This is a genomic window from Shewanella frigidimarina (assembly GCF_003797125.1).
In the GTDB taxonomy this organism is placed as follows: domain Bacteria; phylum Pseudomonadota; class Gammaproteobacteria; order Enterobacterales; family Shewanellaceae; genus Shewanella; species Shewanella frigidimarina.
Genome location: NZ_RKKE01000001.1, coordinates 916,439 through 931,662, shown reverse-complemented (window position 1 = coordinate 931,662; position 15,224 = coordinate 916,439). Strand labels below are relative to the sequence as shown.

General features: G+C 42.0%; 14 protein-coding genes. 5 read left to right on the top strand and 9 right to left on the bottom strand.

Annotated features, from left to right (window positions below):
* Positions 1–362: 362 nt before the first annotated feature.
* A complete protein-coding gene (locus EGC86_RS04160) occupies positions 363–2,189 on the bottom strand; it encodes a S8 family serine peptidase (RefSeq protein WP_123776707.1) in 1,827 nt (608 codons plus the stop codon).
* A 243-nt stretch (positions 2,190–2,432) separates the two neighbouring features.
* On the opposite strand from EGC86_RS04160, the gene EGC86_RS04155 reads away from it, so the two are divergent.
* The gene (locus tag EGC86_RS04155; protein WP_123776706.1) at positions 2,433–3,158 is read left to right on the top strand and encodes an arginine N-succinyltransferase; all 726 of its coding nucleotides are present in this window, start codon (positions 2,433–2,435) and stop codon (positions 3,156–3,158) included.
* 174 nt (positions 3,159–3,332) lie between these two features.
* Here EGC86_RS04155 and EGC86_RS04150 read toward each other — a convergent pair whose 3' ends face one another.
* Complete coding sequence (locus tag EGC86_RS04150; RefSeq protein WP_011639051.1) at positions 3,333–3,611, bottom strand: peptidylprolyl isomerase; 279 nt, start codon at positions 3,609–3,611, stop codon at positions 3,333–3,335.
* Between the two features lie 228 nt (positions 3,612–3,839).
* Between EGC86_RS04150 and EGC86_RS04145 the strand changes: the two genes are divergently transcribed.
* Complete coding sequence (locus tag EGC86_RS04145; RefSeq protein WP_123776705.1) at positions 3,840–5,933, top strand: prolyl oligopeptidase family serine peptidase; 2,094 nt, start codon at positions 3,840–3,842, stop codon at positions 5,931–5,933.
* 240 nt (positions 5,934–6,173) lie between these two features.
* On the opposite strand, the gene EGC86_RS04140 is transcribed toward EGC86_RS04145, so the two are convergent.
* Together EGC86_RS04140 and EGC86_RS04135 are read right to left on the bottom strand one after the other, a co-directional pair.
* Positions 6,174–6,743 carry a hypothetical protein gene (locus EGC86_RS04140; protein ID WP_059747841.1) on the bottom strand — a complete coding sequence of 190 codons (570 nt, stop codon included), beginning with the start codon at positions 6,741–6,743 and terminating at the stop codon, positions 6,174–6,176.
* A 10-nt stretch (positions 6,744–6,753) separates the two neighbouring features.
* Complete coding sequence (locus EGC86_RS04135) at positions 6,754–7,575, bottom strand: cytochrome c3 family protein (protein ID WP_123776704.1); 822 nt, start codon at positions 7,573–7,575, stop codon at positions 6,754–6,756.
* 457 nt (positions 7,576–8,032) lie between these two features.
* Between EGC86_RS04135 and EGC86_RS04130 the strand changes: the two genes are divergently transcribed.
* The gene (locus EGC86_RS04130; protein ID WP_123776703.1) at positions 8,033–8,830 is read left to right on the top strand and encodes a winged helix-turn-helix domain-containing protein; all 798 of its coding nucleotides are present in this window, start codon (positions 8,033–8,035) and stop codon (positions 8,828–8,830) included.
* Between the two features lie 4 nt (positions 8,831–8,834).
* Complete coding sequence (locus tag EGC86_RS04125; protein ID WP_011639046.1) at positions 8,835–9,353, top strand: hypothetical protein; 519 nt, start codon at positions 8,835–8,837, stop codon at positions 9,351–9,353.
* 67 nt (positions 9,354–9,420) lie between these two features.
* Here EGC86_RS04125 and EGC86_RS04120 read toward each other — a convergent pair whose 3' ends face one another.
* A complete protein-coding gene (locus tag EGC86_RS04120; RefSeq protein ID WP_011639045.1) occupies positions 9,421–10,050 on the bottom strand; it encodes an acetate uptake transporter in 630 nt (209 codons plus the stop codon).
* A gap of 692 nt (positions 10,051–10,742) precedes the next feature.
* Between EGC86_RS04120 and EGC86_RS04115 the strand changes: the two genes are divergently transcribed.
* The gene (locus EGC86_RS04115) at positions 10,743–11,246 is read left to right on the top strand and encodes a glycine cleavage system transcriptional repressor (protein ID WP_011639044.1); all 504 of its coding nucleotides are present in this window, start codon (positions 10,743–10,745) and stop codon (positions 11,244–11,246) included.
* Positions 11,247–11,311: 65 nt separating this feature from the next.
* Here the strand turns inward: EGC86_RS04115 and EGC86_RS04110 are convergent, their stop codons facing one another.
* The 4 genes from EGC86_RS04110 to EGC86_RS04095 form a co-directional block, all read right to left on the bottom strand.
* Entirely contained in the window at positions 11,312–12,478 is a 1,167-nt protein-coding gene (locus EGC86_RS04110; protein WP_123776702.1) for a GGDEF domain-containing protein, read from the bottom strand.
* 220 nt (positions 12,479–12,698) lie between these two features.
* The gene (locus EGC86_RS04105) at positions 12,699–13,688 is read right to left on the bottom strand and encodes a phosphotransferase (protein WP_123776701.1); all 990 of its coding nucleotides are present in this window, start codon (positions 13,686–13,688) and stop codon (positions 12,699–12,701) included.
* Positions 13,689–13,770: 82 nt separating this feature from the next.
* On the bottom strand, positions 13,771–14,400 hold the full coding sequence (locus EGC86_RS04100) for a flavin reductase family protein (protein WP_123776700.1): 630 nt from the start codon (positions 14,398–14,400) through the stop codon (positions 13,771–13,773).
* A 59-nt stretch (positions 14,401–14,459) separates the two neighbouring features.
* Positions 14,460–15,203: a sulfite exporter TauE/SafE family protein gene (locus EGC86_RS04095; RefSeq protein ID WP_123776699.1), complete on the bottom strand. Its 744-nt coding sequence runs from the start codon at positions 15,201–15,203 to the stop codon at positions 14,460–14,462.
* Positions 15,204–15,224: the final 21 nt, after the last annotated feature.

Here is a 15,224-nt window from a genome sequence, read left to right as displayed (position 1 = left end):
TCTGCTATCGATGTAGTAATAGTATTTTAATACGCTTAATGACAAAAAAGAGATATAGAAAAGCGAGATCACACCGTGATAAATGTTGGAATTTGCACTGCGTTTTTAATATTCTTTTTATGGTCCAGCATGCTTTTAACAAGGGCTTGGCATTACTGATTTGTACTCGTCATGCTATACAACTTACAACTTACAACTATTGACGAGATTTTAGCTGAGCTTGACACAATGCTAGCAAAGCACAATTGAAGTACATGTGGCATTGAGTGTTTTAAAAAATAAAAAATCATCTCAAATTGAGATGATTTTTTGTTCGGACTATTTAAGCTATAGCCTCATTAATAACGTTTGTTTCTAGCTAATTAAAACGTGACATTTTTTTCTGCACTACAAGTGGCAGTAGCAGATTCGCATACTTGATAAGTGTATGTTCCACCGCCTTTTGCTGAAATACTATCTGTATAGCTACCGTCATTTGCCGTAGTGGTTACTTTGCTGTTGTTGCGGAAAATGTCTACATTGGCTGAACTTGCACCGCCAAAGGTTAAATCAACTTTGTTAACGCCTTTCGATTTATAACCATTAAGTGACAATGTAATATCGCCGCCCGTTGGTGGCGGAGTTACCCCACCGCCTGCACAGCCATTACTTGATAAATAAGCATCTGCAGCAGCAGCTTGCACAATACCATAACCAAAGTAGTCATCTTTACCTGATGCTCCGGCGTCTAACGCTGTGGCTTTAAGTGCTGCACGGATTTCACTGCCCGTACATTCGTTATGTTGTGACCATACTAAGGCTGCAATTCCCGACACCGCAGGAGTAGCCATAGAAGTACCACTCATAAAGCCAAAGTCTGATGTACCAATATCAATATTTGCAGTTGCCGCATTAACTAAGGTTGATCTATCTTCAAATGCTGCCCCAACGGCAGGAATACTTGTCGCATTAGTATCACCTAATGTACCGTACAGCATGCCTGGTTCATTATTAATAATAATGGCACCGACACCACCAGATGCTTCACAGTTAGCGACTTTATCGTAAAATGAAATTACACCACGGTCGATCACACAAATATTACCGTTAGCACCTGAGTTGGTTGACTCAGCTGTTCCCATGTAAAATGTGTTACCCACTACTGAACCTGCGTTTTCCATTGCCGATGAGGAAAGAGCGAATCCGTCTGCTGATAAATTTGACGCAGTAGCTTGCCCTGCTGGATAGGTTGAAAGGGTATCTACACCGCCGGCAGAAACTTCAACACAAATGGTTTCATCAGTTGTTACTTTACGACCTTTACCCGATGTACATGTCGGGAACTGAGAGAAATCTGCAATAACGTTATTGCTATCATTGGCACCAATCATCATCACTGATGAATAACCTGCAGGATATGAACGCACATTATTGCCATCGTTACCTGCAGCTGCAATGACGAGCCCGCCAGCATCGCTGAAGCTTTGGAATGCATTTGATTCTGTTGAGTTTGAACCGCCGCCACCTAAACTCATGCTAATAATATTGGCGCCCGCTTGTGAACAAAGATTTGCAGCTTGAGCTAAATCAGATGAGTAACCCCACCCGTCGGCGTTAAATACTTTGATGATGTGCATATCAACACCAGGAGCCATGCCAATAACGCCAAAACCGTTATCTGCAGCGCCAATAGTTCCGGCTACATGTGTACCGTGTGGGCCACCATTCTCGTCCCAGTTGCCTGTACCACTATCGTTGTTACCGGTAATATTATTCCACACAAAATCAGCATTACTGCGATCGAGACCTGAGTCGATTACACATACTTTGATGCCCGCATTAGGGTTGAATGTGACCTGATCGGCTTGCGATTGATAAACTGCATAAGGTGTTATTTGGGTTGTCATTGGATTACCAATGTCGTCGGAAAAGCCCATTAAATGACGTCGTTGATCTTCTTCAATTAATTTAACGTGTGGGTTATTGAGTAATCCTTTAACTTGATCTAAATCTTTGCCGGTAAACGTCGCGGCGATAAAACCTTCTCCATCAACATTAATTTGTGCACCTAATTTTTTGGCAAGAGCTTTTACAATCCCTTTTTTTTGTGGGTCAACTTGAATGACATAACGGTCGTCGCTTGCTTGTACATGTGCCGTTGCTGTAAGACCAAGAGCTAATAGTGACATTGAAATAGTCGATAGTTTCATAGAATAAGTATTCCTATTTGTTATTATTTTGTGGTGGTTAACTCTGCTTTATAGACATCAACGTGGCTTAGTCTTCAGCAGTTAAATTATTTCTACATTTATTTTGTAACATAAAATGCATTTGATTAACAAATTATTAACGTTGTGTATTTTGGTTTTAACCACAAAACAGTTTTTTATTTGCTGTTTAGTCGAGTAGGGCATTACCATGATGCACAATAAGAGAATAACAAAGGGCATATCATGCGAGCTTTATCAATCAATGAGTCACCACCGCGCAGTCGGAAAACTGGTGCCTCTGGAGCCAAACTGTTACTGATTATTGCAGCAACGATGCTTGTTACAGCAGGGTTGACATTTTTTATTATCCGCACTTATATCTTTCCGTCACCGCTTACCCCAGTCAGCTTAAACGCTAAAGAAGAGCAACAATTGGATCAAAAATTGACTCAGTTAGGTTGGCAAGTTGAACCTCGCTCAGCGGTTACAGCATCAAGTGGTGATTCCCGTACTACTGATAATGTTAGTGCAGATAGTGATGAGTTAACCCCTGAAGCGTATCGTGATTTTGACGCTGATCGGCAAGTGACATTTAGTGAGAAAGAAGTGAATTCGATGATTGGTCGTAATCCTGATTTTGCTCAGCGTGTCGCAATTGATTTTTCTAATAACTTAGCCAGTGCCAAAATGCTTATCCCGATCCCAGACGACTTTCCGATTATGGCTGGGGAGATTTTACGCGTGAATACTGGGCTTGATATTCATCTTGATGCTAATCGTCGTCCAGTTGTTGCGCTAGTTGGCGTGAGCTTAATGGGCGTGCCTATTCCGAATGCGTGGCTAGGAAACATGAAAAACGTTAACTTGGTCGGTGAGTTTGGCGATCGTGGCTTTTGGAATGCTTTTGCTGATGGTGTTGATGATATTCAAATTCGTGATGGTGAGTTGTCGATCAAACTGCGCAAGTAAATATTGTAAGTCGTTGGTGTTTTTAAAAGTGGGCGTTGATATCAAGCCCACAACTTAGTATTTATTTATGACTGAACTGTTCTGGGCTTGCTCATTCGAAGTGTGGCTCATTCGAAATACGGTTCACTATATGCGCGACTATTGTCGATGATACTCTTTTCAATCCGACGATTGCTAAGTGCGATAAAGTACCTTCACCACATGCCAGCCAAATTTGGTTTTGACGAGGTGCGGCGTAATGAGCTCGCCGTTGAAACAGACTTTATCGAATGGTGGCACCATTTGACCTTTTTTAAATTCACCCAAATTGCCGCCGCTTTTGGCCGAAGGACAGCTAGAATGTTTTTTGGCTAAAACATCAAATTTAGCACCGTTATTAAGCTGCTTAATGATGTCTTCAGCCTGAGTTTGGTGTTTAACTAAAATATGTAATGCTGCTGCGGTTTTGGCCATGTTGGTGCCTGTATTTATTTGTTTGAATGGGTAGAGCAATGTTTAGCGCGACATTATACCTGCTTAGTCGACCAAATTGGCATGATAATCTAGCAATAATTTGCTCTGTTATGGGGCATGGCCTGTTACTGTTTGCTCTCCTTATCGATTGAACATCTACATGGATCCTATAAAGTAGATGCATGCTAGTAAAATGCCGCAAGCAAATAACAAAAAAGGAAATTTTTAATGCTTAAGCGAATCATACCCTTATGTATAGCGAGTGCGATGACAATGGCTACACCAGTTAATGCAGAAGAAGACAAATATATTTGGTTAGAAGATGTTGAAGGCGCTAAGCCGCTGGCGTGGGTTAAGCAGCAAAATGCTGTGTCTGCAACACACATTAAGGCTTACTCAGGTTTTGATAACTTAGTCTCAAACAGCCTAGAGATTTTAAACGATAAAGCCCGTATTCCTTATGCCACTCGTATTGGCGATTATTTGTATAATTTTTGGAAAGACGAAATCCACGAGCGTGGTATTTATCGTCGTACCACACTGGCGGAATATGCTAAGGCTGAACCCAACTGGGAAACCGTGCTTGATATCGATGCCCTTGGCAAAGCAGAGGGGGTTAATTGGGTATTTAAGGGCATTGAATGCCAATATCCACAGAACGAGCGCTGCTTTGTGTCGTTGTCTCGTGGGGGCGCAGATGCCGCTGAGGTGCGAGAATTTAATTTAACCGCAAAAGCGTTTGTCGACAGCACTCAAAAGCCGTTTGTGTTGGCTGAAGCTAAGTCAAGGTTAAGCTGGATTGATAAAGATACCGTGTTTGTCGGAACTGATTTTGGTGATGCGCAAAGCATGACGGATTCAGGCTATCCAAGTGTGGTTAAATTATGGAAACGCGGCACACCGTTGTCTGCAGCCAAATTAGTGTTTAGAGGTGATAAAGCCTCAGTTGCCGTGTCGGGTTATGTGATGTTTGATGATAAAACACCGCTGAATATTGTCACAGAAAGTTTAACCTTCTACACCGCTAAACATTATGTTTATCAAGATAGTAAGTTAGTGTCGCTGCCTATTCCTAAAGATGCCGATTTAAAAGGTTACTTTAAAGGTCAGCTATATATAGAGTTAAAAAGCGATTTAGTCACCCCCAAAGGTACTTTCAAACAAGGTGCCATTGTTTACACACCCGTTGATAAACTCATTGCGCAAAAACCTGAGTTTAGTGAACTGGTATCGCCAACGAAGCATGCTTCTATTTCACAAGTCGCATTTAGCCAGAATGCCATTTTTGTCACTTGGCTAGATGATGTAAAAAGCAAACTTGTACGATACATGCAAAACGATAAAGGTGAGTGGCAAAGCAAACCTGTGCCATTTGAAGCCAATGGCACCTTAAGTGTGTTTGATGTTGAACGTGATAGTGATGATTTTTTTGTTAATTACACCAGCTTTTTAGAACCAGCCAGTTTATATCGCTTAAATGGTGCCAGCTTAAAAGCCGATAAAATTAAAGCAATGCCGCAACAATTTAGCGCCGATAAGTTTGTCACGAAACAGTACTTTGTTAAGTCAAAAGACGGCACAAAAGTGCCTTATTTTGTGGTGATGGCTAAAGACATTAAACTCGATAGTAGTAACCCTACATTACTTTATGGTTATGGCGGTTTTGAAGTATCGCGCTTACCAGCCTATTCGGCCACTATTGGTAAAAATTGGTTAGAGCAGGGCGGTGTTTATGTACTTGCTAACATTCGCGGTGGTGGAGAATACGGCCCAGCCTGGCATCAAGCAGCGTTAAAGCAACATCGTCATAAAGCGTATGAAGACTTTGAAGCCATTGCCGAAGACTTAATTGCTCGTAAAATTACGTCAAGCAAGCATCTTGGTATTCAAGGTGGTAGTAACGGTGGTTTGTTAATGGGCGCAGCATTTACTCGTCGTCCTGAACTGTATAACGCCGTAGTGTGCCAGGTGCCATTGTTGGACATGAAGCGCTACAACAAGTTATTAGCCGGTGCCAGTTGGATGGGAGAATACGGTAATCCTGATATCGAAGAGGAGTGGGCATACATTAAAACCTATTCGCCATATCACAATTTAAAACAAGGGGTTAAATACCCTAAAGTGTTCTTTACTACGTCAACACGTGATGACCGTGTACACCCAGCGCATGCGCGTAAAATGGTGGCGAAAATGGAAGACATGGGCATAGATGTGTTGTATTACGAAAACATTGAAGGTGGCCATGCTGGCGCGGCAGACAATACTCAGGCCGCCGAGTTAAGTTCAATGGTTTACGCATACTTAATGCAACAGCTTCGTTAAATTTATCAGTAGCCAGTGTTGAATAAAAAAGGGTTTCAGCGCTGTTGAAACCCTTTTTTTGTTTTCAATATTCACAGCTGTACAGCGTTAAACTGTTTATTTAAGCCCAGTTTTGTATATTCAAGCCGTGCTGCGAAAATGATAAAAAGAGCCGCAGTGTAGTACTGCGGCAAATAGCCTGAAGCTAATGAGCACAAGTGGTCTTCTCTCGCCATTAGCCGGGGGGAGGCTGAATGATGATTAATTGCTTGGGTCAATCAACTCAATTTCATTACTGGCAAGCGCGCCCTTAATTTGAACCGCAACCTTAAAGACCATTTCAGCATTTGCCGATGCTTTACTTTGTAAGTCGAGATCGCTCACATTAAAAGTATATTTACCCGCAGTATCTGTCGCTTCTAATGTGCCTGTACAGCTGTCGGTGGCTGTACTATCGCATTGATAGTTTTGAGTGACATGCCAACGTTTCCAAGCTTTAGGCTTTATGGAAGGTGAGGCCGGGTCAGGAAAACCAAAATACACAATATCGTAATTGGCTACGTTCGTTAGCGCTTCACCTTCACTATTAGCAACAGTGAATGATAGTGCGCCAGTGATGGAGTCAAATGTGTCGAGTTTAACCACCACAGTGCTGGCATCATCAATACTCACGCCATCAACAACAGGCGGTACAACGACTACTGGTGGCACAACAACAGGGGGAATAACAACCACTGGTGGCTCAGTGACAACTTCGTCATCATTGTCGCTATTACAGCCAAAGATTAACAATGAACTCGCTAATATGGCGCTAAGATATTTAACCTTCATGATGCGCTCCTTAATTGTAATGCCCTGTGTGACAAGTGGTACATTCCATATCCGTTTTCACGCTAGCTGCAGAGCCCATCGTTTCGGTAACGCCATGACAAGACTGACATGCTTGCGCTTCAGCAGACGGTTTTGCTTCTGCTAATACTGAAATATCTTCACCGGCATTGGCACGATTGAGTAAATCAACAATATAAAAAGCCATGCTGGCAGAGAGGCGTTTGCAACGTTCACCTTTTAACGCAAAAGGCTTTCCAGATGCCGCAGACCAATTACTAATAGATGAATGGCACAGTGGGCTGTTAGCAATAGAGGTTTTACCTACTTCGAGTGATTTAGCATCTGTAGAGCCAATGCCCGCAATGAACTCAGCAGATGATAAAGGTAAATCGTTAGTTTCGTAGTAGCGGAACGATGCACCAATAATGGCGCTGTTTTGACCATTAATATCGTCAAGAATATTAATCAACATACCGGCAGCATTAAGGTTGCCACACAACGTTCCTTGGCCAACCACGCCAGCCCAACCATAGCCTGCTAATGCAGTAGGGATAGTGGCAAACTTACTGGCGTCAACGCTGCCAGATGCCGCTAGCATAGTCACAATGGCGTGAAACACTTGGTGCATACAACCGCCACCTGTTTCATAGGCAAGCTTTGCTGTTAACATCGCATCAAGTGGCGCATATTTAAGTTTTTCACCTAGTTCTAAACGGTAGTTTCCATCTGCGTCTGTGGCAGCAAATGCAGACGTGCCTAATAATGTTGCCCCAGCTGCTGCAGTGCTTAAACCAATAATCTGTGTCAATGCTTGACGTCTGTTTATGCTCATAATAATCACCCTTTACTCATCGTTATTTTATTATTCCCAATCTCTAGTGTTGGGGGTTTTTGAGTTGTTAGTAAAAAACGGGCTAACAACTTGATGTGGTAACAATAAGCAATAGAGCAATTAAAGATGTGATTCAAAGCAGATAAAGATAGCGGATTGGAATGTGGATTTTTAGTGATTATGGCATCGTTTTTTTGCGGACAATTTGTCCTCAATTTATGATTTTTCGTGATGTAAGTCTCATTATTTTCCATATTTCATACATCTTCTCAGCCATTTAGTCTGTTTTTAAATCATGAAATGACGTGATATCGCTCACAAATTGATTAGTTGGCACATTTAAAGGCTTACTTTTTATAAGGAATAAAGTGCTTAAGCATCAGGATCACAGAATTAATAAGATTTTATGCATACACTTCAGTGTGTCGAAGTTAGGTCAATTATTGAGGCGGTCTACATGCAATTGGGACATTGCAGATTCAATATCGACAACGGGGAGTTGATTAACCAGGAAACTGGGGTGGTGTGGCATCTTCCCAGAGCCGAGTTACATGTGCTGACATTATTGGTCGAGTATCAAGGGAAAGTCGTTGCTAAACCATTATTAGAGTCAGGTCATGAAGACGATTCACATTTGAGTTCAGCTTCAGTCGCTAGGGCTATTTTTACCTTACGCTCTTTTCTTGGACCACAATATGAAACGCTTATCGAAACAGTAAAAGGCCAAGGTTATTTGCTAAGGCATCATCGTGCCCGTAAAGAAACCGACAATAAATTGGGCCGCGTATTCATTCGACCTTTACAAGCTTTGCTGGTGGTCATTGCCCTTATTAGCGTGTCGCTAGTAAGTTTATGGTGGTTTAATCAAGTCGGCCATGCTGTCAGCCCAACCATGCCGTTGAGCATAGAAACTGCAACCTTAGATTCAGGTCAGCAAGTCGATGTGATTTTGTATTCCCCCTCAAACACTAATAATGAGTTGCTGATTGATCAAGGGCAACAGCTCACACAAAGTTTATTAGATTGTACTGAAACGGTATGGAATAGAGCTTTTTTATCTTTATCGCATGACAAGCAAGTATTGAATATTACTCTAAGAGGTGATTATTTTGGCCAATCTATTATTCGTAATTTAAAAATTAGCGACTTACGCCAACCTAAACGGTTTATCAATCCAGAATGGCTTGAACAAGTGAATATTTGCGACTCGTTACCTGTTCGACTTGCCTCATCTCATAGAACTCAGGGGCGTTAGTACAATGGCAAGAAAAGGATTATGGGCCATCAATATTGTCATTCTGCTGTGTTTGCTGGCCAGTATTGGCGCCATTTACTCGCTAACATCTAAGGCTCCAAGCTTTATGTTGAGCTGCAGTTCTGAACTGTTTAATCATGAAGTTGGTACAGTAGACAGCGATCATTACTTATTGGTCGATTTAGTCTCTAAAGATGGTTTAGCCCAAATTAACTATCGCTATTATGACTTAGAGGGCAATTCTGCTGGCACATTAGCGATGACGGGCAAAGTAAATAAAATTGATGCTCAAAGGCAAATGTACGATATTTCAGTGACCACTAAACAAGAGTATTTGGGCGGAAGCAGTTTCGAGACCCCAGCACATTATGAATATTTGTCGTATGTGAGCGGAATAAATTTAAACAAGAATGGCATGCACTCATTAAGCATCCAGGTGTTGGAACGCGATGAAACTAAAGATTATGCAGTGGTATTATTTCAGCCGAGTAATACCGTATGTGGCTGTCGTTTGGTGCATTAATTTATGCAAACAAAAAGGTCGATGCAATACATCGACCTGTTAAGTATTTAACCCTAGCTCTGATTATTTATGCTTTAACCGAGTGTAAGGTCACTTTTTCTGCTTCAGCTGTTTGGGGCTGAACCTGAGTGTTAGACTGAGTTAACTCTCCAACAGGTAAAATAGTTCGGCCGTATTCAGCATTAAGCACTTGGGCCATGGCAAAGTAAATGGCGCTTGCTCCGCAAAAAATACCTTCAAAACCTGCAATCGTGCCAAGCAACGCATTATCGGTAAAGTCACGAGCGGCCAATAAGAAAAACAAGATAGTTAATGAACCAAATACTACTTGTTTTGCTCGTGGATAACGTAACGATCCTACAAACATAAAGGCAGTAAAGGTGCCCCATAGCGTTAGATACCACCCCATAAAGTGTGCAGGACTGGCGGCTATGCCCATATTTGGCATTAAGATAATACCCACTAAGGTTAACCAAAATAAGCCGTATGAAGTAAACGCGGTGGTGCCGAAGGTGTCGCCACGCATAAAGCACATCATACCGACAATAACTTGGCCAATGCCACCGTAGAAAATCCCCATTGCGAGGATCATCGAATCAATTGGAAAATAGCCAGCATTATGGATATTGAGCAGGATGGTTGTCATGCCAAAGCCCATTAATCCTAATGGTGCCGGATTCGCTAATTTTGTAGACATTGTGTTCCTCTAATGGAAAAGTTCAACGGCGAATGTAATGCCGCCAAAAGTGAATCTGTGCCCTTATGGGCAAGGCGCGCATTTTAGAGAAAGCGTCTATGGGTAGCAATAAGCAATAATGGGCATGTAGCGTTAATGGCAAAATAAATATTTATCTTTAAAAACAATGACTTAACTGGTTGTTTTTATGGGGCAGTTTAAGGGTGACTGGGATGATTATAATAAGTTGTTTAAATTCAATTAGATAATGACATTGCATCGGAATGGTGTGACATAGTTCAAGTTGTTGCTATTGGTGTGATAAGTCTCAAAAACAGCATCGTTATACCATTCACTTGGGTTATTAAGCCGTAGCTGATAAACGTAATTTTGTGATGCAAGCGATACAAATTCACTAAGTTTGTTGTGGCCTGCAAAAATAACATTTGCTGCAAAATTTATCTCTATGGTCAATAAATGCCGACTAGCACCGACAATTTTCTGCTGCTACTTTGCGTATTATACCAAGCGTATTTACCCGTTCGATTACTTCACCTATCGAGATGTTTGGTCGCAGATGACAACTCATTTGTTTGATTTGTGTGCTAGACCACAGACGCGCTTTCGTGTGATAGCTAGTCTGTAGCTAGGCTTTAACTAAAACCACATTAAATATACCAGCATGTTTGTGGTTTATTGGCATCGGAGGTTATATGCAACATAGGTTTATCACTACAGTATTAGGGACTTTAAAGCCTAATCTACTGCAATCACTTGCCCAAGTTAGCCGTGAAATAGGTGCAAGTTGGGAAACCAGTAAAGTCATTAAACTCGACGGGCAATTTGTGGCCATGATGAGGGTGATGATAGATGCCGATAAGGAAGCGGCATTAAAACAAGCATTAGAGCAACAGTTTTCACAATTAACGTTCGTCTATGCAGAATATGAGCATGATTCTGTTCGTCTATCGCAAGAATGTAAACTCACTCTAGATTGCAATGATCGCTCAGGTTTAACCCATGATATGAATCAAATTTTAGCCGATCTTGAGGTAAGCGTAGACCACCAGGAATGTTACCGTGTGCAAGTCACCAGTTTAGGTAAAACGGTGTACAGCGCTAAGCTGACATTAAGATTACCGGAGAATGTAACTATTGCATTGTTAATTTCACAGCTAGAGACATTAAGCGATAATATTCGAATCGAAGTTAACTAACCTGTCCCTCATTTGGGCAATCGCTCATCGTTTTCCTGGAGTGGCTTCGATTCAGAAGTAGTGAACTATCTTGAGCTGAGTTCGCTAAAGACTACTTTGTTTCTGCCACTGCTTTTGGCTTGATATAACGCGCTGTCGGCGAGATCGATTGCTTGTTCTATTGGTATGTCTTGGTTACTGAGTTCAACGACCCCAAAACTGGCGGTCACGCTAATTTGCTGACCGCAATAAACAATAGGTGTTTGGTTAATCATGCCCCTTAATCGCTCAGCGACATTGATAGCCTCCTGATAATTGCTGCGCTCGATTAATATAACAAACTCTTCACCGCCCATGCGGCCGATTAAGTCGTCTTTTTTTATATGTTGTTTGATTAACTGGGTAATGCTGATTAATACTTGATCGCCGCCAGCATGGCCGAACTGATCGTTAATTGCTTTAAACTTATCTATATCCCAATAAATGAGGCACGCATGTTGCGGCTGTTTTTGTAACTCAAGTAATTTTTGTTTTGCGTGGCTATAAAATCCCCGACGATTAAAGCAATCAGTCAGCGGATCTGTCATCGCCAGCAACTTCATTTCTTCGGCCAAATCAGAAGCCAGCATATAAATCACAAATACTGACATCCCAACATAAGCCGCAGGTAGGGCGGTAAAGTTAACAATGGCGTAGAGCTTTATAAGTTCTACATCCATCTCTTTACCTTGGGATAGTGCGATACTCGCTGCAACCAATATGCACATTGCAAATATGAAATGCATTAACGACGCACCAATTTCGGCAGGGCGTGATTTGGTGCGGTGCTTAATAATCACCACGCTGGTGATCATCAATAACAACACATCAACGTATAAATACAACGACATTCTTAAGCCTAGGTGGGGGCTAATATACGTAAAGTAATAGGTTAGCATCATCCCAAATACGCCTATGCCTAGCAGTGTTGCGGGATGGATTTTAGTGTTAGTGCGTAAGCAATGCCCCCATGTCCCGAGCACCACCGACAGCATGGAAACACTGCAACCTATCATCCAATACAGTTCGTGAGAAAGAAATAAGCTTTTAAACAGACTATTAGCCCACAGCACTGTTGAGGCTAAAAAAGATAATGAAAACATTAACGCATATTTTTGTTTTCCCATGGTTTTCCATGTCATGAAAAAGATTATCGACAGCAGAATGCTAGAAAAAAACAAGGTGATTAAAATATACGTAAACGGACTTTCCATATGGTGACTTCCTAGCTTATGGCTTTGTTTATACAAATCCAAAACGAAGCTATGTTTACTCGAACTAGACAGCGGATTGCAGTGCTTGCTGATAATAAATAACCGATGGATGGGGCAACAAATACTACAGTGTTTATCAACTGTAGACGGCAATAGCAGCCTTAGCCAATTGAGATAAGATAATAACTTTTGGATGGTTAATTAATCAGCAATAATGAGGTTAGGCTGTGGCGAGTTGTTTTATCGCTTGTTCGGTTAGCGTTTCGGTATATGAGTTGATTTTGAAATGCTCAACACTCCAACCTTTAATAAAACGTTGAAAATCAGCCCAAGCCACACAATATAAAGGTCGCCATTTTTGTTGTACCTCAAGTGGATCGATTAACGGATGACACTCAGCTAGGCCTTGGGTTAGCGCGGCAAAATAATGATTAAGATAACCATTAATTAACGCTTCTGGTTCGTGATAGCTCAATACACTGCTTAACAACATTATTACGTCTTTCATGCCGCAACCTTGGCCGATATATTGAAAATCGACTGCTGCAGCATGGTCATTCTGGCTAAAACAAAAGTTAGCTAATTTGGCATCGCCATGTACCAAGGTTTGAAATGGACATTGTTTCAAGGCATCGTCGATGAGATGGGCTGCCGACTTAAGCGGGCTGTCGGGCAAAGCGGCTAACTCGTCTGGTCGCGTATCTAGATGCCAATATGTGCCAATAGGCCAAAGTCCTTTAGGCTCTACGTGCATGTATTTAGCATGAAAATGCCCTAACCACGTTAAGCACGCGAGTACGGTGGTAGATGTGGCGGTTTTTCTGACTTGGGTAAACCCCAGGGTATGCAAGTCCTGTAATACTAATAGGGTTTCATTGGCTTGTTGGTCTACATACAAACAACGCGGAAGAGGACTGAATTGCTGCTGTGTATGATTATTTGCATAGTGTTGGTACCAATTCACTTCCACTTGATACGACTGTAATTTACGCTGATGCGACAGTGGAGTATTCCAACCTCGAGGATGCGACTCCGGTTGAGGCAAACAGATATATTTCACAATCACCGATGAGTACTGTTTGCCTGTTACATAAGCGCGAAATAATTGGCCATAACCACCCCAAAGCGGTTGAATTACCTCTATATGAGTGACTCTATCTGCCGAAATAGCCTGACTAATTGTTTGTAAAATACGGTTTGGAATTTTCAAAGCTATCTCGTTAAAGCTATTTCTGGCTGATGTGAAGCAAGTTGCTCATTATCCATCGTTTAGCATCCATCATTTATTCAACTTATAAAGTCGGGCGATGTAAATCAAAACGTAACTCGTCAGAAATACCATAATAAGCCGATGGACCGCCAGCACGTAATACGGGTTCAGCTAATGCTGTTTGATAAATCCCTTCTGCGTTCAACAAGTGCTTTTCAATATGCACAGCCACTACTTCACCAAGTACTAGCCAAGTATCAATTTTGTCACCATTAGCTGCGGTTAACTGAATGCATTGCGACAGTTTGCATTCGAAGCTGACCGGGCTTTGCGCAATGCGATCGGCTTTAACAATGTTGCCTGCTATTGGCGTTAGTCCGGCAAATTCAAATTCATCAGTACCACGGGGTAATGCGGCAGAGGTTTGGTTCATTTGCGCGGCTAAACTGCGGGTAGTTAAGTTCCATACAAACTCGCCAGTTTCAACAATGTTGGCGACGCTGTCTTTCCAACCAGTACTGGCAAAACCGATAATTGGCGGATCGTAATTAAAGCAGTTAAAGAAACTATAAGGCGCTAGATTTCGCTGGCCTTGGGTATTGCGAGAGGCAATCCAGCCAATGGGGCGTGGGCCAATAATGGCATTGAGTGGGTTATGTGGCAGGCCATGACCTTTACTAGGTTCATAAAAATAGCGATTATCAGCACTCATATTTTACCTTCTTTATATTGTTGAGCTTGTTATAGCGACATCAAATATTACCACATCAATTATGGTATCAGCGCCGTCCACAGTAAGCGTAAACCTACCACTATCATTAAGCTTAGAATGATTTTTTTAAACTGTTTTTCATCAAACTTATCTTGAATGCGCAGTCCGACTTTTACCCCAACCCAGGCAATTGGCGCCAATAGTGCGGAGACTAATAAATTACTAAGGTTAATTTGTCCTAGCATGCTGTAGGGAATTAACTTTACTGCATTCACAACCGCAAAAAATACCACAGCAGTGCCTAAGTATTCTGTTTTGGGCAAACGCAGTGGGATTAAATAAGCATTTAATGGCGGCCCACCGGCATGAGCAACAAAACTGGTAAAGCCAGCAATCGTGCCGCAAATTCGGCCGATAAAAGAGGATGGTTTCCGTTGTGACCATTCACCTAAGGTCAGGCCATAAACACCAAACCCTAACGAAATAACCCCTAATAAGCCGCGTAAATACTGCTCATTCAGTTGATCAAATAGCAGATAAGCCACCACAATACCAACAATGGCCGCAGGTAACAAAATCCACAGTTGGGTCGTATTTTGTTTTCCCCACCAAGAGCGCACACTTAAAAAGTCCATGTAAACCAATAGCGGTAACATGACTGCCGCAGCGGCAGCAGGGCTAATGGCCAAGGCAAGTAAAGGCACGGTTAATCCGCCCGCACCGCCAGCAAAGCCTGATTTTGACATCCCGGTAATTAATACCGCTGGAATAGCCACTAACCAAAACAATGGATCTGTTAACACTGACGTTCCTCGCGATGTTAA